Below are 18,161 nucleotides of genomic sequence, written 5' to 3' on the forward strand. Positions count from 1 at the left end.
CAAAAAGATAAGGAGTCAACCGAAAAGTCCGATTTTGACTTTTCGGATAAATTTTTATGACAAGGGTTGCAAGATGGAGCAGTCACCAGAAAGCAGAACAGCCCTTATAGTGCACACACATACAGGAAAGTAGGAGGGTTAAAAATGAATCCTTTTGATCAGACAACTGACAGATCCAATACTCAATCCGTGAAGTGGGATTATACGGAGGAAATTTTCGGTATTAAAGATGTTCTGCCTATGTGGGTGGCGGATATGGATTTTAAGGCTCCTCAAGAAGTAGTTGCAGCACTTGCAGAGCGGGCAGCGCATGGTATTTTTGGATATACATCTCCAGGTTCCGGGGCAAAAAAATCCGTGCAAATGTGGATGAAAAAACGCCACAACTGGGACATTACACAAGAATCGATTGTTTTCAGCTCAGGTGTTGTGACAGCTTTAAGCATGGCCATTCAGTCACTGACAGAGCCTGGTGACAGTGTCCTCATTCAGTCTCCCGTTTACCATCCTTTTTTTGATATCACCGAAAAAAACAATCGCACCATCGTTAATAATCAATTAAGTCTTGTAAGGGGGCACTATGAAATTGATTTTGCAGATCTTGAAGAAAAGCTTTCAGATCCTGATGTTAAGCTCATGCTGCTGTGCAGCCCCCACAATCCTGGAGGCAGAGTCTGGTCCTTAGATGAATTGAGAAAGATTGGCGAGTTATGTGCTGCCCATCATGTAATCGTGGTATCAGATGAAATTCACTCGGATTTAATGTTATTCGGGCATAAGCACGTGCCTTTAGCCTCCATTTCCAAGGAGCTTGCCAACCTTTCTATTACATGCATGTCACCAAGCAAAACGTTCAATCTTGCAGGTCTCCAATCTTCTGCGATTATCATTCCAAATAAAGATCTTCGGGCTAAATATGAGGATTTTCAAAAAAGACAGGGCTTTTTCACGCTAAATACATTCGGCATCACAGCCATTGAAGCTGCTTATACTTATGGCGATCCTTGGCTCGAGGAGTTAAAAACGTATTTAGAAGGGAACGTAAAAACGGTCACTTCCTTTATCGCTCAAAAGTTGCCGGAGTTAAAAGTGATTCAGCCAGATTCCACTTACCTCGTTTGGATTGACTGCAGAAGCCTCTCAAAAACAGATGCTGAATTGAAGGAGCTGCTGCTTGAAAAAGGAAGACTTGCTCTTGAAGAAGGCACTAAATACGGTCATGGCGGTGAAGGTTTTGTCCGAATGAATATTGGCTGTCCGCGTTCTGTTGTAATTGAGGGGTTAAAACGGCTTGAAAAAGCATTTTCTTAATCAGCAAAAGCCATAATCTGAGATTATGGCTTTTTGTATATTAAAAAATCCTGTTTATAAATGACAGTCAGAAAAACGGCGAACCTTGTATTTTCTCTAGATAAGTATGTTCTTCAGGGAGTGTTCCGAAAGGTCAGATGTTTCACCGCTTCGTCTTTCCTTGTCTTTCAAGAATAGCTTTGTCATACCTGCGAAACGGTTTAATTATCAGCGTCATTAGACAGAACATCCCCTGTTATTAATTGAACTATTTTGAAGTATATTAATTTTTTAAATGGTATAATGAATTCAGAAAATTGTAAAGGTGTCGAGTCCATTGACCATGACAATCGAATCGATTAAAGAATTAATCCTGCATATGACATTCATTCTTTTTCCTGTCTTCATTTATCAGACTGCTTGGCTGAGCAGGCCTTTCAAATCGCCTCCCAGCCGCAACAAAACTCTTATTTATTTGCTTTGTGCACCTTCTGCTATTCTTTGTATAACCTACCCTCTTCATATTGTGGATGATTTAAGCTTTGATCTGCATTCCATCCCCATTGTCATCAGCATTTTATATGGAGGGCCGCTCTCTGGCGCCCTTGTTATTCTCACTGTGTTTGCCTACCATTTTTATACAGGCGGATACTGGCTGCTGCTGAGTATGATTACCATTCCTTTCTATATTATTCTTCCTTACTATCTTCAAAGAAAATGGTTTTTTTATAATAAACAGCGCAAAATGATGTTTATTCTGCTGATTGGCAATATTAAAACCGCAGTCACTTATTCTGCCATGTATTTGACTGGAACACTTGGTCTTACTCCTATGATTTTCACAGGGAACAATACGATAACCTTAGTGCTTGACTGGCTTTTCCTCATGTCTGCATTATTTCTTTCGCAATATGCCATTGAATACATTCGTGAAAACGCAATGATGCGTTATCAGATTATCAAAAACGAAAAGCTCTCCATCATAAGCGAGCTCGCTGCAAGCGTTGCTCATGAAGTCCGCAATCCATTAACGGTAGTGAGGGGTTTTATTCAATTGATGGGTCAGGAACTGCAGGAGAACGAACATAAAAATAAGGACTATTTCGAATTAGTATTATCAGAGCTTGATCGGGCTCAGGATATTATTACCGATTATCTAAATTTAGCAAAACAGCAATATTTTGAAAAAGAGAAAGTTTCTTTATCCTCATTGCTTATTGAAGTCGATCAATTAATGCGCTCTTATGCCAACTACAAAACGGTCACAATCGAAACAAAAATCAACTCGGATTTAGTCGTGTATGGAGATAATCCGAGACTAAAGCAAGTATTTATCAATCTTTTAAAAAATGCGATCGAAGCGGTGCCGGATTTTGAAGGAAAAGTTTTCATCAGAGCCTATTCTTCACATGAATACATCAGAATCAAAATCACTGATAATGGAAACGGAATGACAGCAGACCAGCTTGAACGCTTGGGAGAACCATACTTTACACTAAAGGAAAAAGGAACCGGTCTTGGGTTAACAGTAACCTTTTCCATCATCCATCACCACAGCGGTACTATCCGCTATCAGAGTTCCGTTGGCGAAGGAACAACTGTCACCGTTTCTCTGCCAATTCAATCAGATGTTCAATAGTTCGAATGTTTTTTTCGATTATTTAATAAACTGACCATAGAGACGAAAAGTGACCAGACGAAAAGAACATGAGGAGGGGTTTTACTGAAGAACCGATTCATGCTGATTTTTCTGCTGACCTTATGCCTATTAACCGCAGCCTTCTTTATCCCGAAGCAAATAGGGAACGGCGCACAAGCAATACCGAATGAAGAAATGCAGCAAGAAGCTGCCCTTGCGATTGACACGATTCAAACACTTCACTTTAACTCGTTTCAGCGTGCACTTTCCCTGAACGAGGAAGTGCTGAGCATCAAAGAGCAAAAAGGGTCTAGTCAAAAATGCTATGAAACGACTGTCCAGTTTTATACATTTTTTGGACTGCCTCTCTCAAAAGTAAAAGCAGACTGTAATCAAATCGCAGAAATAAAGTAAAAACGGCCTGAAGGGCCGTTTTTACTTGTTAAGTGATCACTGTTTTTCTTCTGCAGGCTTTACTTCCTTCTTATCAGAACGCTTTCCTTCTTTTTCAGTAATTTCACCGCATCCGATGCGTGTGCCTGAATCACCGGATGGCTGAGTCATTCCATCGTCTTTTAGTTCAGTTATAATGAGCGTTGTCCCCTCTTTCATTAATAAAGAGTTTTTTTCATCTTTTTTCAGCGTCACAGCAGGTGCTGCAATTTCCGCCTCAACAAGCCCATTTTCATCCGCAATCAGGTTTTGCAGATCACCTGCATGAGATCCTTTTGGATGCAGCAGACCGTGCTGCTTTTCATCAGGATTAAAATGATTGCCTGCACTTTTAAACTCCGGCGCCTCGCACTTTGCATTCTCATGAATATGAAAACCATGCTCTCCAGGAGGAAGACCCTCTAAAACCAATTCCAATTTTACGCCTTTTGCCTGTTCGGAGATTTTCACTGTTCCAAGAGAATCTCCGCTTGCATTAAACATTTCTACATCTAATTTTGTCGGTGCCTCTTCCATGCACCCGCTTAAAAATGAAAGAAATAAAACAGCCGGAACGATACGTTTCTTCATTGTTCCCTCCAGATATATGTACTTCTTACCATTTTTTGCATAGTGTGAGTTTTTTATTCTGGAAAATTAAGAAAAGCTTAAAGCGCTCTTGTTCAGAAGCGTTTTAAGCGAGGATCTGCAGCTTGGCATAGATGCAGTAGAATATTTAAAATCTGATCCTATAAAAAATACCAACCCCAAAATTGGAACTTTCAACTTACAATTTATTTTTATGAGCGGCTTTAAGTTTTTTTTCAAATTCCTCTGCTTTCAGTTCTTCTTTTTTCGAGATTTTTTTAATTAACATGAACGCTGCTGCAGCGGCCACGAAAAAGATGAACATGGTAATCCCAGCTGGAAGGTACTCAGACTTGTCTTCAGGAAAATAGAGAAACAAACCTACTATGAAAGCGTTCAACAAAACGATCACTCCTTACCTTTATCCACTTAACTATAACAAGTTTCAGCCCCAAGCTCCACACTATTTCTTGAACTGATGTCTATAAACACTCTATTATTAAAATAACTTCAAAAATAAATGGGGATTTGCACCATTTAAAAACAGGGGGCATAAAAATGAGAGAAGAACTTCTTATTGGGGAAATCGTGACAGGCAACTATAAAACCGGAAAATATATCGGAGAAATCACAAATGTACGGCCAGAGCATTATTTGGTAAAAGTAAAGGCCGTTATGAAACATCCGCTTCAGGGAGACCTGCATATGCCAAAGGAAGCAGAGGTACCTCTCTTTCATGAACGCAGGGCCCTTGCAGAGCATGAGCAAACCAATATTCCAAAGAGCATGGTCCGTAAATATGAAGGAAGCATCCCGTCTTACCATGAATCTCTTAGCACAGCTGTTGCAGAACTTGAGAATGACCTTAAAGATGATGCAAGGCCATGGGCAAAAAAGTCACTTGAGAAAATCCAGCTGTTAAAGGCCGATTACTTTAAATAATCAATAAGCCAAATCACGTGTAAGGTGATTTGGCTTATGTTGCAAATTTGTTCATGACTTTTGAAAAATCAATCCTGTCTCCGATTGTCGTTGGTGTTGGTTTTTGCAAATATCGTTTGTCATTTTCGACAAGATTATAAATATTGTAGGTGGTCAGTGCATCATCTAATGCGCAATGATGCCTGCCTGTTCCTTTTTTCCCATACTCTTCAACAGCTTTCCATAAACCCGTCTGATTTCTGTCTCCAAAAAACTTCTTGTACTCCATTGATAAATCTCTGAATTTGCCGGAGAAAGGGAAATCAACATTATTTTTCTGGCAATTTTGCCTGAGTACTTTCATGTCCATATTCCCCCACGTCACAACGGTTGTCTTCGGATAGTCTGCAAACTCCTTTAAGATCGTGATCAATTCCTGAAAGGAAATACCTGAGTTAACCTGTGCCTGAGAAATGTGCAGAAATGATTTGCAGCGATTTGATAAAAAGGGAAACTGAACTGGCCTTACATAAGAGGAAAATTGTTTATGTGCGGTTTGATTGATGATGGAGACGATTCCTACTTCGATTATTTCAGGATAAAATCCGCGCGGGTTGGCTTTTCCTTCTGGCATGGTAAATTCAAAATCAATAAAAATTAATTGATGGTGATCTGCCATACGAACCCTCCTTTCAACTTATTTTATTAGACAAAAAAGAAATTTCCTTTTTATTACTATTATATCACCGAAATGTAAAATATAGCTTTATTTTTCTAAAAATAATGAATATTGCTCAGATATTATTTCTAAAAACGAAAGGATTGATTTATAATATTAAGGGACCCGAAATAAAAACCGGGCTTTTATCTAAAGAAGGTGTTTTTATTTCTATACTAAAACGAAATTTTTTAATCATGTGGACGGCTAACTTTTTTGTTGCAGCAAGTGCGACCATGATTATGCCCTTTTTGTCTTTATACTTGAGCACATTTGGCGATTTTTCAGATGACTATGTGCGCAAATGGGCTGGCTATGTATTTGGCATCTCTTTTTTGATGGCTTTTCTTGTTTCGCCATTATGGGGAAGATTTGGAGATAAGTATGGCTATAAGAAAATTTTGCTGATTACAGGCTCCGGCATTGCCACAAGCATTCTTTTAATGGGTTTCGTAAAGTCTGTTCATGAGTTATTTTTACTGCGGCTGGTGATGGGTGCTGTAACTGGATTTATCCCGACTTCTCTCGCTTTAATTTCAGCCCAGACTGAAAAGGAGGTAGCAGGACGCACGCTCGGAACCCTTCAGATGGGGACGGTATCAGGAGGCTTATTCGGACCGCTTATTGGAGGTCTTCTCGCTGACCAGTTTGGTTTTACGTACACGTTTTTCATTACGTCAGGCGTTATATACATATCTGTCCTTCTTGTTGCTTTTGGGATTAAAGAAGCACCGCTCAGAGTAAAAGAGGAAAAAAAGAAATCGTACACAAGAAAACAAGTCTTGCAGCATATTTTTAAATCTCCTCTCCTCTTAACCATTATGTTCTTAACCCTCCTTGTCCAAATTGGCAATTTCAGCATACAGCCGCTGCTAGCTCTTTATGTGAGCGAACTTCACGGCCCGGTCAATCTGGCATTTTTCTCAGGACTCGCTTTTTCCGCTACTGGCGCCGGCAATTTAATCGCTTCAAGGAGATGGGGTTCTCTTGGTGATCGGATTGGACATGAAAAAGTGCTGATTGGATTATTGGTTGCCTCTGTCTTCTGTTTTATTCCGCAGGCGCTTGTCCAAAATTTATGGCAGCTGATGATTTTCCGCTTTCTGTTTGGCATGGCGATTGGCGGCATCATTCCCTGCATTACGGCATTCATCCGCCAGACAGCACCTGTAGCTATGCAGGGCGAGGTCCTTGGCTACAATGTCAGCTTTAAGTTTCTCGGCAATGTTGTCGGACCTGTTCTTGGCGGAATCATTGCAGGCAGCTTCGGAATCTCTGCTGTTTTTTATGTAACAGCCGGTTTGTTTCTGTGCAGCGCGGTTCTATTATGGAAAAGCCTGCGCAGTGAACAAAAAGCCCTGGCAAAAGCGAGCTGAAAACGCGCTATCCAAATTGGAGCGCGTTTTTTGGTCTGCGCCCCATCAGGAAATATCTTCTATCTTATTTCAGCAGATGGTACTATAAGGTGAACACTAATAACCTATAAAGCGAGTGACAGTATTGCGTTCAATAATCGGCTGGATATGCCTGTTTATCATGGCCCCCGTACTTATTTATTTATTTTTCATCTCTGGGGATGAAGTAAAAAATGTGAAAGCTTTATCAGCAGTTTTAGACGAAAAGATTCCTTTAAAAGAAATTCCTCTGACACAAAATAGTTTTATCGTTGATCAAAACGGGGCCCTCGTTTCTGAGATCGTCACAAATCAGGAAAACCGGAGCTTTGTCCCAATTGACAAGATTCCTGAAGCTGTTAAAACCATTTTCATCGTTTCAGAGGATCAAAAATTCTATGAACATATTGGCTTTGATCCTGCCGGGATGGCGAGAGCGGTCATGATTAATGCCAAAAACCAATCCATCGAACAAGGCGGAAGCACAATCACCCAGCAGCTTGCCCGCAATGTCTTTTTATCTCACGAGAAAACCTATAATCGGAAGCTGAGCGAGCTCTTGTATTCCTATCACATAGAGAGAACCTTTTCAAAAGAAGAAATTCTCGAAGGTTATTTAAACGCAGTCTATTTTCATAACGGGGTTTACGGGGTTCAAATGGCAAGCAATTATTATTTCAGCAAGCCAATCGACAAGCTGACACTGGCTCAAATTGCTTTTATCAGTGCTATTCCGAATAATCCAACCTTATATGATCCGATCAAGCATTTTGAAAATACAAAGAAAAGACAGCTGCTGCTGCTTAAAAATCTATTAGACGATGAATATATTACTCAAGAACAATACGACTCTGCTTCAGCAGAAAAGATCAGATTAAATCTGCATCATCGGACAGACCGCTATCCTGACTATGTCACCTATGTACATGATGAACTAAAACGCCTTATTGCTGAAAATGAAGGCTACACAAAAAGAGCAGCAGATGCAGACAAGGATGAAAAAGCTGTCCTTGAGGAAGAGCTTAAAAACAGAGTGCAAGAAGTAGTGAAAAAAGGCGTGATCATCCATACGGCTCTTGATCCAGCCCTGCAGGCTAACGTTGCTGATGCTTTTAAAAATCATCTAAGTGATTCTTCTGTTCAAGGAGCGAGCGTGGTAATTGATCATCATGCTCATCAAATAAAAGCCTTATATGGCGGCCATAATTATCAAAAATTTGATTTCAACCGCGCTTACCAGGCCTATCGCCAGCCAGGATCAGCCATAAAACCATTGCTGGATTATGTTCCGTATATAGATGTAAAAAATGCTGCTGCATCGTCCCTTATAAGCGCAAGACCATTTTGTAAGAAAGACTATTGCCCCAAAAATTATGATGAGAAAACTTACGGAAATGTGACGCTTGAAACGGCTTTTAAAAAATCATACAACACACCTGCTGTCAGAATGCTTGATGAAGTTGGCATTGAAAAAGGATATTCTTATTTAAAGCCGTTCGGTTTCCGTTCGGTAACGCCTGCTGATTACGTGCTTCCATCAGCAATCGGCGGCTTCACAAATGGTTTTTCACCTTTAGAACTAACGCAAGCCTATTCGGCTTTTGCAAATGATGGCGTCTTCCATAAAAGCCATGCCATTATCAAAATAACAGATTTACAAGGGAACGATCTATACAAATGGCAGGAAGAACCGGTAAGAGTGTGGAAAAGCACAACTAATAATGAAATGAGAAAGCTTTTATCGGCTGTTACAGCAAGCGGAACCGGAACAAAAGCCAATCATGCAGCTCCCTATATAGGCGGCAAGACAGGTACGACTAATGACTATAAAGATCTATGGTTTGTCGGTTTAACCGATCGATATGCAGCCGGCGTGTGGATTGGCAAAGACAAATCAGGCAGCATAGTGAATTTAGCCAAATCAGCCCCGCATCAGCTTATATGGAGGGATATCACGAAAAATCGGCCGTTTTAGATTGTTTATTCGTGGAAAAGTAACGATATAGCTTGTAATTGAGGGTGAAATGATGACAAAGGGAAAAATTTTATTATTTGATGGTGTGTGCAATTTCTGTGATGGAACCGTGCAATTTGTGTTAAAGCACGATAAAAAGGCTGTTTTTAAGTTTGCCTCCCTTCAGTCTGATGCAGGACAGCAAATTCTTTCTCATCACAGCCTTCCTCTTTCCGATTTTGACAGTTTCGTTTATGTGGATGGTGACAAGGTTTACCTCAAATCTACGGCTGCTCTGCACGTATTAAAGGAGCTTGGCGGTTTATTCCGGCTAACCTTTTTATTTATAGTCATCCCAAGGCCTATCAGGGATTATGTTTATAGCCTTCTTGCAAAAAACAGATACAAATGGTTTGGAAAGAAGGAATCGTGTACACTCCCTTCTCCTGAAGAAAGAGAAAGATTTTTATAAGAAAAGCCCCTCGCAATAGCCGAGGGGCTTCTTCTATACGGGCAAACTCGCCATCACGCTGTTATACAATCTCATGCAAATATAAAGGATGCCGAACAAAAAGATGGACCAGAACAGCACATGAAACAAAACAAGTCCAATTAACGAGAACGAAGTTAAGAAAAAGCTGAACTGATAAACAACAAATATGAAATAACAAAGCGTGGCCAGCAGAAAGACAGCGAAAATTCCAATCCCATATTGGATGAGCAGCAGGGAAAGAGCAGCTGCTATTAGATAGATCGCTGATCCAAGCCTGATTTTCTTTAGACTTTCTCCGTCCACATCCTTTGAAAAAAAAAGCAGAGAAAGCTCTGTTACTGTGTCTGCAAGAAGCTTTAGAGCGGAAAAAATCATAAAATAAATAAGAGCAAAAATAATAAACAATGCTAATTTGATTCCATTCGCTGAAAAGAATTCAAGCATTCCCCCGTAAACACCAAGCCTCTTAAGCACCTTTAAAACCATCATGACAGTCGAGATGGAAAAAGAGGTGCTGAACAGCAGAATGGAAATCAAGGGGAAATAGCTTGTAAAATATGTATTTTTCATTCCATGAATCTCCTAATCTGTCATAATACTCATTCATTATGACCGAGTGCTATCTGGGTTACAAGAACTATTTTCCACATACAAAACAGAACGTCCCAAGACTGACGTTCTGTTTTACTTATTCACATTCACAATCCGAATGTATTCTCTCGGCTTAAATTTCTCAAGCATCCTTTTTTCCTCATTAGACAAATAAAACGGCTCTTCTGTTTCAGACATTTCCGCTTTGCTTTCATTAAAGGAATCAGGATCAATGTAGGTTCGTTTTGTCTTTTCATTTGCAGCCCATGCACTCGTGAACATGGCTGTAAAAATAAAGGAAGCAGTGATGATCTTCTTTTTATTCATATGGATCACCTCATCCCTAGCATGCTCATTCAAAAAAGGAAATATACAAGCCTGCAGTGAAAAAAATCCGTTATTTTTTGGCTGATTTTCGTTTCTTTCTTCTTATTTAATAGAACAGATAAAGGAGGTCAATAATACGTGTGTAAGGAATGCATGAACGAAATATTTACGTTATAATTAATTTTAAATTCAATATAGGGTCTTATGACCGTGAAATTTCATCATAAGGAGGATCAAAAATGACGTTATTACATGCGGCTATCATCTCACCATTTCTACTGGCCATTCTGATACCTTTCCTTTATAAATATTTCAGAAGCGTACATACTGGATGGTTTGTTCTCATTTTGCCGATTGTATTGTTCGTTTATTTTCTTGGGTTTATCGGCGAGACCGTTCAATCAACTGTCAATTGGATACCATCGCTCGGCATTAATTTTACAGCTTATGTGGACGGGCTTGGTCTGCTTTTTGCTTTGCTGATAACAGGTATAGGATCGCTCGTCGTACTGTATTCGATTTATTATCTCTCAAAAGAAAAAGAAAAATTAAATCATTTTTATGTATATCTGCTAATGTTTATGGGAGCTATGCTTGGCGTTGTTCTATCGGATAATGTCATTGTGCTCTACACTTTCTGGGAATTTACGAGCCTTTCATCTTTCTTATTAATCGGCTATTGGTATCACAGAGAAAAATCAAGATACGGTGCATTAAAGTCGATGATGATCACAGTTTTTGGCGGACTTTCAATGCTCGGGGGTTTTGTTCTGCTCTATTTAATGACAGGAACGTTCAGCATCCGTGAAATGATTGAAGCTGTTCCAGGCATCATGACCCACCAGCTGTTTATTCCTGCTCTTGTACTTGTTCTGCTGGGAGCTTTTACGAAATCAGCCCAATTTCCATTTTATATCTGGCTTCCGGATGCGATGGAGGCACCAACGCCTGTCAGCGCGTATCTTCACTCTGCGACGATGGTTAAAGCAGGGATTTATCTTGTTGCAAGGTTCAGCCCTGTATTTGCGATGACGGCTGAATGGTTTTGGCTTGTCAGCATTTTCGGAATCATTACGCTGTTTTGGGGCTCATTAAATGCTGTAAAGCAAACCGATTTAAAAGCGATTCTCGCTTTCTCAACGGTGAGTCAGCTTGGGTTAATCATGTCTTTGCTCGGAGTCGGCGCAGCCGCTCTACATTACGATTCACTTGACGATAATTTTTATACGGTAGCTACTGTTGCAGCAATTTTTCATTTAATTAATCATGCAACATTTAAGGGCAGTCTTTTCATGGTAGCAGGTATTGTTGACCATGAAACCGGCACACGTGATATCCGAAAGCTCGGCGGTTTGATGAGCTTTATGCCGATCACGTTCACAATCGCTGTTATTGGGGCTTTTTCAATGGCCGGTCTGCCTCCATTTAACGGATTTTTAAGTAAAGAAATGTTCTTTACCGGAATGCTCAACGCAACGAAAATGGATATTTTCAATATGGAAACATGGGGATTTTTGTTCCCTGTTCTCGCATGGATTGCAAGTATCTTTACGTTCTTATACAGCATGGTGCTTGTATTTAAAACATTTACAGGTCCTGTTCAATTGGGGAAGCTCGAGCGCAAACCGCATGAAGCACCGCTTGGCATGCTGATTTCTCCTATTATTCTCGGTTCACTTGTTGTGATTTTCGGGTTTTTCCCGAATCTGCTGTCTTATACACTAATTGAGCCTGCAGTAGAATCGATCATGCCGTCTCTGCTTTCTGAAGGCAAAAAGTTTGAAGTTCATATTTCCTTCTGGCATGGATTCAAACCTGAGCTCTTTATGACAATGGGGGTTATAGCGCTTGGCGCAATTGGATACTTGACGCTTGGAAAATGGAGAAAAGTATACGATCTGTTCCCAAAAAAACTTGCGCTCAATAAATTTTATGATGCTTCTTTAAGCGGCATGGAGCGCTATTCAAACACATTTACGCGCTTTTATATGACAGGGTTCATCAGAGATTATCTGGCCTATATTTTTGTTTTCCTGATTGTGATAACAGGCGGAACGATGGCCATCAAAGGAGGATTTTCATTCACTTTGGATGGTACAGCGGAGATTGGCATTTATGAGGCTGTTCTTGCTTTTGCCATGGTGCTTGGAACGGTCACGATTTTATTTTCAAAATCCAGATTGACCGCTATTATTGCACTCGGATCAGTCGGCTACAGTTTAGCCCTGTTCTTTGTCCTTTTTCGCGCACCAGACCTGGCCCTAACCCAGCTTGTGATTGAAACGGTATCGGTTGCGCTGTTTTTGCTATGCTTCTACTTCCTGCCTTCTTTCAAGAAAAGAGAAAAGAAGCTCAGCTTCCGATTAGTGAATTTCTTTATTTCATTGGGAGTGGGACTTGTTGTCACATTGGTTGCTATTTCGGCCAATAGCAATCGCGTCGGCGAAACGATTTCGTCTTTCTTTATTGAAAACAGTTATACAGAAGCCGGCGGTAAAAATATGGTCAACGTTATCTTAGTAGATTTCCGCGGATTTGATACTTTATTTGAGATTACCGTTCTTGGCATTGCTGCACTTGGTATTTACGGCATGGTCAAACTGCGGATGGCAAAGGGGGAGGAAGGATGAAAAAAACACATATCAAAACAAACGACGTGATCCTGCAGACGATTACTAAAGTTGTGTTCTTCATTATCATCATTTTCTCAATTTATCTCTTTTTCGCCGGACACTACACACCTGGCGGCGGATTTGTCGGAGGATTAATGACTTCCTCTGCAATTGTGCTGCTTCTGCTCGCTTATGATGTAAAAACAGTCATCAATATATTGCCTGTCAATTACATTAATCTTGCTGCAGCGGGACTGCTGATCGCCGTTTTAACAGGCGTCGGATCTTTCTTTTTCGGCGTTCCGTTTTTATCCCATACATTCGGTCATGTTGATCTGCCGATTCTTGGGGATACGGAGCTTGCAACAGCAGTCTTGTTTGATCTTGGCGTTTATCTTGTTGTAATCGGTGTAACCCTGACCATTATTCAGACGATTGGAGAGACAGAATAATGGAAATTTTAATGGCAATCGTTGTTGGTATATTGTTTATGGCTGCAACTTATTTAATGCTATCTAAAAGCTTGCTTCGCATTATTATCGGTACAGGTTTGCTGAGCCATGGCGCCCATCTTTTGATCCTTACTATGGGCGGATTGAAAAAAGGCGCAGCACCGCTTCTTGGCGAAGAAGCTTCATCATATGTCGATCCTTTGCCGCAGGCTTTGATTTTAACGGCAATTGTTATCAGCTTTGGTGTTACATCCTTCTTGCTTGTTTTAGCTTACAGAGCGTATCAGGAACTTGGAAGTGATGATATGGATCAGTTAAGGGGAAATGATCATAATGAATAATATCGTGATGCTGCCTCTCATTGTTCCATTATTGGCAGGCATTCTTTTAATCTTTTTCAATAAGTATATAACCGTCCAAAAATGGATGAGCGTCATTGCCTCTTTAATAGCAGGTATCATCTCTTTTCTGCTTGTTTTGGATGTCAGAGAAAATGGTATTCTCACAGTAGAAATCGGAAGCTGGGCGCCTCCGTACGGGATTGTATTCGTTGCAGATATGTTTTCCAGCCTGCTCGTTTTAACAACCAGCATTATCGGGCTGACTTCTATTCTGTTTGCCTTCCGTTCAATCGGGGCTGAAAGAGAGCGTTTTTACTTTTATCCGGCTGTTCAATTCCTGCTGACTGGTGTAACAGGCGCTTTTTTAACTGGCGATATCTTTAACCTGTTTGTCTTTTTTGAAGTGATGCTTATGAGCTCGTATGTACTGATTGTCCTTGGCGGAACAAAACCGCAGCTGAGGGAATCTATTAAATATATTATCGTGAACATTTTTTCCTCAGCTTTATTCGTCATCACCGTTGCTTACTTATATGCAGTAACAGGCACACTGAATATGGCAGATTTGAGTCAGATAATCAGTGAAAACGGACAAACAGGGATATTGACTGTTATTGCGATTTTATTTTTAGTCGTTTTCGGCATGAAAGGTGCAATCTTTCCGCTTTACTTCTGGATGCCGGGATCTTATCAGGCGCCTCCAGCTGTTGTAACAGCTTTATTTGGAGCTTTGTTAACAAAGGTCGGCGTATATTCCATTACTCGGGTATATTCACTCATTTTCATTCATGACACGGGCTATACGCATCAGATTTTAGCATGGCTCTCTGTTCTGACCATTCTGTTCGGAGTAATTGGAGCAGTTGCATATTGGGATATAGAAAAGATTGTGATTTATAATATCATTGTCGCAGTAGGCGTCATTTTGTTTGGAGTTGCGGTCTTCAATTCACCTGGGATTGAAGGGGCCATTTACTACTTGATCCACGATATGATCATCAAAGGCGCCCTCTTTATGCTTACAGGTGCCATGATTGTGATTACAGGCACAAGTGATTTACGGAAAATGGGCGGACTGCTGAAAAATCATCCTCTCCTTGCGTGGATGTTCTTTATTGCCGCCATTGCCCTTGCTGGAATTCCTCCATTAAGCGGTTTTGTCGGCAAGCTTAAAATTGTCCAGGGCGGCTTTGAAGCCGGAGAATATGTCTTTGCTTTATTTGTCCTGATATCAAGCTTGCTTGTTCTCTACTCCATTATGAAAATTTTTATCAATGGATTCTGGGGTGAAGTCAAGCTTGCGAAAGAACAGGAGAAAGGCTCGACAAAAGGTCTTCTCTTTCCAATCGCTGTCCTGATAGCTCTATCGATTGCTTTTGGGGTTGGAACGGAAGCAGCTGCACCATATATCACTCAAGCTGCTGAAACGCTGCTCGATCCATCAATCTATATTCAAGCCGTGCTGAAGGAGTAGATGTTATGGCCTTTCAAATTTTACTTAATTTCTCTATTGCATTTACATGGATGTTCTTAAAGGGCGAATACTCCGTCCGGGACTTTTTTAACGGCTACTTCTTCGGACTGCTGATGATCTTTGCGCTGCGCCGTTTTTTCAATCACCGGTTCTATCTATGGAATATTGTCGCCGTTTTAAAGCTCCTTTATATTTTCAACCGTGAGCTGATTATGTCTAATCTTGCGGTATTAAAAATCGTGCTTGCACCTAAAATCACAGCCCGGCCCGGGATTTTCAAGCTTGAAACAGAACTGAAAAAAGATTGGGAAATTACCATTCTGGCCAATTTAATTACCTTGACGCCCGGAACTCTTGTCGTTGAGGTCTCAGACGATAACCGCTTTCTGTATATTCATGCGATGGACTTAGAAGACGCAGAAGAAGCAAGAAAAGATATTAAAAACACGTTTGAGAAAGCCATTCAGGAGGTGAGCCGCTAATGCTCGACCTGGTATTAAGAATCTCACTTCTCATCATAGCTATTTCAACTGTTTTATACTTGTACAGGCTGATCAAAGGGCCATCGATTCCTGACCGGGTCATTGCGCTTGATGCCATTGGAATTAACCTGATTTGTATTACGGCCATCATTTCAGTTATACTCCGAACCAATGCTTTCCTAGAGGTCATTCTGCTGCTTGGAATCCTGACATTCATTGGAACAGTTGCCTTTGCAAAGTTCCTTGAGAAGGGAGAGATTATCGAAAATGATCGTAATAGCTAATATCATTATTGGGTATTTCATTCTTCAGGGGGCACTGCTGAGTCTGATAGCAGCCTTTGGGGTTGTCCGCCTGCCTGATGCCTATACGCGCAATCATGCCGCTTCCAAGAGCGCAACGCTTGGCGTCATCAGTATCCTGCTTGGTGTATTCTTCTATTTTTGGCTGATTGAAGGCCATTTAAATGCACGAATCATACTGGGGATAGTTTTTGTTTTTATGACAGCACCGGTTGCCGGGCACCTCATTATGAGGGCTGCCTATAATACGAAAGTGCCGCTTTGGGAAAAAAGTGTTCAGGACGATTTAGAATCAGACCGGAAAAATGAAAGTGTAAAAGGATGAGATCCGTCTCATCCTTTTTTAAAGGAGCAAAAATTAAATGACCTACGCTATTAAGCTTAGAGACGTTTTTTCACAGCATGCAGATCAGGAAAAAGCTTTTGCGATGGAGAAGTATATGCGCAATCAATTTCGTTTTTTTGGAATAAAATCACCTGAAAGAAAAGAAATTACGAAGCAATTTCTTAAACAGCACGGACGGCCTGATCACTTAAAAACCACGATATTGGAACTTTGGACGTTTGAAGAAAGGGAACTATTATATGCTGCGGTCGATATTCTTCTGCTTGAAAAAAACAAGCTTGGGCAGCTGGACATAGAATGGATAAAACACCTGATCATTACAAACTCCTGGTGGGATACAGTGGATCTAATTGCATCTAACATAATCGGTCACCTCGTTATAAAGAATCCCGAATTGCGGGAAACACACCTCGATCAATGGACTGACTCGGACAATTTCTGGCTTCAAAGAACGGCCATCCTGCATCAATTAAAATACAAGCAAAAAACAGATGAAGCCTGGCTTTACGGTGTCATCCTAAAGCACTCAGCATCAGCCGAATTTTTCATTCAAAAGGCAATTGGCTGGTCATTGCGCGAATACTCGAAAACAAATCCTGATTCCGTAAGAACATTTATTGCAGGGAATGAATTGCCTTCTTTAAGCAGGCGTGAAGGAATGAAGTATCTGTAATCATACTCATAGAGTGCTTTTGAGTATTCAAAAACGGAATTCTCTTGGTTTTGAGTACTCATTGAGTGCAGGTGAGTACCCAAAAACGGAATTCTCTTGGTTTTGAGTACTCATTGCGTGCTTTTGAGTATTCAAAAACGGAATTCTACTTGGTTTTGAGTACTCATTGCGTGCCGGTGAGTACCCAAAAACGGAATTCTCTTGGTTTTTGAGTACTCATTGAATGCCTTTGAGTACTCAAAAACGGAATCCCCTTGGTTTTGAGTATTCATTGAGTGCCTTTGAGTACCCAAAAACAGGCTTCCACTTGGTTTTGAGTACTCATAGAGTGCTTTTGAGTACCCAAAAACGGAATTCCTCTTGGTTTTGAGTACTCATAGAATGCCTTTGAGTACCCAAAAATGGAATTCTCTTGGTTTTTGAGTACTCATTGAATGCCTTTGAGTACTCAAAAACGGAATCCCCTTGGTTTTGAGTATTCATTGAGTGCCTTTGAGTACCCAAAAACAGGCTTCACTTGGTTTTGAGTACTCATAGAGTGCTTTTGAGTACCCAAAAACGGAATTCCTCTTGGTTTTGAGTACTCATAGAATGCCTTTGAGTACCCAAAAATGGAATTCTCTTGGTTTTAAGTACTCATAGAGTGCTTTTGAGTACCCAAAAATGGAGTTCTCTTGGTTTTGAGTACTCATAGAGCGCTGGTGAGTACCCAAAACGGAATTCCTCTTGGTTTTGAGTACTCATAGAGTGCCTTTGAGTACCCAAAAATGGAATTCTCTTGGTTTTAAGTACTCATTGCGTGCTTTTGAGTACCCAAAAATGGAGTTCTCTTGGTTTTGAGTACTCATTGAGTGCTTTTGAGTACCCAAAAACGGAATTCTCTTAGTTTTGAGTACTCATAGAGTGTTTTTGAGTACCCAAAAACGGAATTCTCTTGGTTTTGAGTACTCATAGCGTGCCTTTGAGTACCCAAAAACAGATTTCCACTTGGTTTTGAGTACTCATAGAGTGCTTTTGAGTACCCAAAAACGGAATTCTCTTGGTTTTGAGTACTCATAGAGTGCTTTTGAGTACTCAAAAACGGAATTCCCTTGGTTTTGAGTACTCATTGAGTGCCGGTGAGTACCCAAAA

Annotated in this window: 20 protein-coding genes; 15 read left to right on the forward strand and 5 right to left on the reverse strand. The window is 40.5% G+C overall.

Features of this window, described 5'->3' with window-relative positions:
• The first annotated feature begins 144 nt into the window (after positions 1 to 144).
• The 3 genes from QLQ22_RS21175 to QLQ22_RS21185 all read left to right on the forward strand — a co-directional run bounded on the left by QLQ22_RS21175 (position 145) and on the right by QLQ22_RS21185 (position 3,343).
• The gene (locus QLQ22_RS21175) at positions 145 to 1,311 is read left to right on the forward strand and encodes a MalY/PatB family protein (protein WP_284015501.1); all 1,167 of its coding nucleotides are present in this window, start codon (positions 145 to 147) and stop codon (positions 1,309 to 1,311) included.
• A gap of 322 nt (positions 1,312 to 1,633) precedes the next feature.
• Positions 1,634 to 2,929 (forward strand): ATP-binding protein, encoded by a 1,296-nt coding sequence (locus tag QLQ22_RS21180; protein WP_223443650.1) that lies wholly within the window; start codon positions 1,634 to 1,636, stop codon positions 2,927 to 2,929.
• Positions 2,930 to 3,028: 99 nt separating this feature from the next.
• Entirely contained in the window at positions 3,029 to 3,343 is a 315-nt protein-coding gene (locus QLQ22_RS21185; protein ID WP_223437841.1) for a hypothetical protein, read from the forward strand.
• A gap of 36 nt (positions 3,344 to 3,379) precedes the next feature.
• Here QLQ22_RS21185 and QLQ22_RS21190 read toward each other — a convergent pair whose 3' ends face one another.
• Both QLQ22_RS21190 and QLQ22_RS21195 read right to left on the reverse strand, forming a co-directional pair.
• Positions 3,380 to 3,952 (reverse strand): superoxide dismutase family protein, encoded by a 573-nt coding sequence (locus QLQ22_RS21190; RefSeq protein ID WP_284015502.1) that lies wholly within the window; start codon positions 3,950 to 3,952, stop codon positions 3,380 to 3,382.
• 196 nt (positions 3,953 to 4,148) lie between these two features.
• A complete protein-coding gene (locus tag QLQ22_RS21195; protein ID WP_338036994.1) occupies positions 4,149 to 4,361 on the reverse strand; it encodes a hypothetical protein in 213 nt (70 codons plus the stop codon).
• Positions 4,362 to 4,507: 146 nt separating this feature from the next.
• Here QLQ22_RS21195 and kapB point away from each other — a divergent pair, with 146 nt between their 5' ends.
• Complete coding sequence (gene kapB, locus QLQ22_RS21200; protein WP_284015503.1) at positions 4,508 to 4,891, forward strand: kinase-associated lipoprotein KapB; 384 nt, start codon at positions 4,508 to 4,510, stop codon at positions 4,889 to 4,891.
• A 34-nt stretch (positions 4,892 to 4,925) separates the two neighbouring features.
• On the opposite strand, the gene kapD is transcribed toward kapB, so the two are convergent.
• Positions 4,926 to 5,549 carry a 3'-5' exonuclease KapD gene (gene kapD, locus QLQ22_RS21205; RefSeq protein WP_223437847.1) on the reverse strand — a complete coding sequence of 208 codons (624 nt, stop codon included), beginning with the start codon at positions 5,547 to 5,549 and terminating at the stop codon, positions 4,926 to 4,928.
• A gap of 236 nt (positions 5,550 to 5,785) precedes the next feature.
• Here kapD and QLQ22_RS21210 point away from each other — a divergent pair, with 236 nt between their 5' ends.
• From QLQ22_RS21210 to QLQ22_RS21220, 3 genes are all read left to right on the forward strand, one after another.
• Positions 5,786 to 6,964 carry an MFS transporter gene (locus tag QLQ22_RS21210; protein ID WP_223437849.1) on the forward strand — a complete coding sequence of 393 codons (1,179 nt, stop codon included), beginning with the start codon at positions 5,786 to 5,788 and terminating at the stop codon, positions 6,962 to 6,964.
• 160 nt (positions 6,965 to 7,124) lie between these two features.
• A complete protein-coding gene (locus QLQ22_RS21215) occupies positions 7,125 to 8,957 on the forward strand; it encodes a transglycosylase domain-containing protein (RefSeq protein ID WP_423246270.1) in 1,833 nt (610 codons plus the stop codon).
• A gap of 52 nt (positions 8,958 to 9,009) precedes the next feature.
• Positions 9,010 to 9,408 (forward strand): thiol-disulfide oxidoreductase DCC family protein, encoded by a 399-nt coding sequence (locus tag QLQ22_RS21220; protein WP_223437853.1) that lies wholly within the window; start codon positions 9,010 to 9,012, stop codon positions 9,406 to 9,408.
• A gap of 33 nt (positions 9,409 to 9,441) precedes the next feature.
• Here the strand turns inward: QLQ22_RS21220 and QLQ22_RS21225 are convergent, their stop codons facing one another.
• Entirely contained in the window at positions 9,442 to 9,999 is a 558-nt protein-coding gene (locus tag QLQ22_RS21225) for a DUF5366 family protein (RefSeq protein ID WP_284015505.1), read from the reverse strand.
• A gap of 114 nt (positions 10,000 to 10,113) precedes the next feature.
• Positions 10,114 to 10,347, reverse strand: coding sequence for a hypothetical protein (locus QLQ22_RS21230; protein WP_223437857.1), 234 nt, complete (start codon positions 10,345 to 10,347; stop codon positions 10,114 to 10,116).
• 239 nt (positions 10,348 to 10,586) lie between these two features.
• Between QLQ22_RS21230 and QLQ22_RS21235 the strand changes: the two genes are divergently transcribed.
• Genes QLQ22_RS21235 through QLQ22_RS21270 form a run of 8 tightly spaced genes read left to right on the forward strand, consistent with a single transcriptional unit; the run spans position 10,587 to position 17,029 of the window.
• Positions 10,587 to 12,977 carry a Na+/H+ antiporter subunit A gene (locus QLQ22_RS21235; RefSeq protein WP_284015506.1) on the forward strand — a complete coding sequence of 797 codons (2,391 nt, stop codon included), beginning with the start codon at positions 10,587 to 10,589 and terminating at the stop codon, positions 12,975 to 12,977.
• A complete protein-coding gene (locus QLQ22_RS21240; RefSeq protein ID WP_070876103.1) occupies positions 12,974 to 13,411 on the forward strand; it encodes a Na(+)/H(+) antiporter subunit B in 438 nt (145 codons plus the stop codon). Before QLQ22_RS21235 ends, QLQ22_RS21240 begins: the two co-directional genes overlap by 4 nt.
• Positions 13,411 to 13,752 (forward strand): Na(+)/H(+) antiporter subunit C, encoded by a 342-nt coding sequence (locus QLQ22_RS21245; RefSeq protein WP_070876102.1) that lies wholly within the window; start codon positions 13,411 to 13,413, stop codon positions 13,750 to 13,752. The genes QLQ22_RS21240 and QLQ22_RS21245 overlap by 1 nt, the downstream gene beginning before the upstream one ends.
• Entirely contained in the window at positions 13,745 to 15,226 is a 1,482-nt protein-coding gene (locus QLQ22_RS21250) for a Na+/H+ antiporter subunit D (RefSeq protein WP_223437861.1), read from the forward strand. Before QLQ22_RS21245 ends, QLQ22_RS21250 begins: the two co-directional genes overlap by 8 nt.
• 5 nt (positions 15,227 to 15,231) lie before the next feature.
• Positions 15,232 to 15,708, forward strand: a complete 477-nt coding sequence (locus QLQ22_RS21255) for a Na+/H+ antiporter subunit E (protein WP_284015507.1) — start codon at positions 15,232 to 15,234, stop codon at positions 15,706 to 15,708.
• Positions 15,708 to 15,992, forward strand: coding sequence for a Na(+)/H(+) antiporter subunit F1 (locus tag QLQ22_RS21260; RefSeq protein WP_223437865.1), 285 nt, complete (start codon positions 15,708 to 15,710; stop codon positions 15,990 to 15,992). Before QLQ22_RS21255 ends, QLQ22_RS21260 begins: the two co-directional genes overlap by 1 nt.
• Positions 15,976 to 16,335 (forward strand): monovalent cation/H(+) antiporter subunit G, encoded by a 360-nt coding sequence (mnhG, locus tag QLQ22_RS21265; protein WP_284015508.1) that lies wholly within the window; start codon positions 15,976 to 15,978, stop codon positions 16,333 to 16,335. The genes QLQ22_RS21260 and mnhG overlap by 17 nt, the downstream gene beginning before the upstream one ends.
• Positions 16,336 to 16,372: 37 nt before the next feature.
• Positions 16,373 to 17,029 carry a DNA alkylation repair protein gene (locus tag QLQ22_RS21270; RefSeq protein ID WP_252207345.1) on the forward strand — a complete coding sequence of 219 codons (657 nt, stop codon included), beginning with the start codon at positions 16,373 to 16,375 and terminating at the stop codon, positions 17,027 to 17,029.
• Positions 17,030 to 18,161 lie beyond the last annotated feature (1,132 nt).

The sequence above is a fragment of the Metabacillus hrfriensis genome (assembly GCF_030127205.1).
GTDB lineage: Bacteria > Bacillota > Bacilli > Bacillales > Bacillaceae > Bacillus_P > Bacillus_P dongyingensis.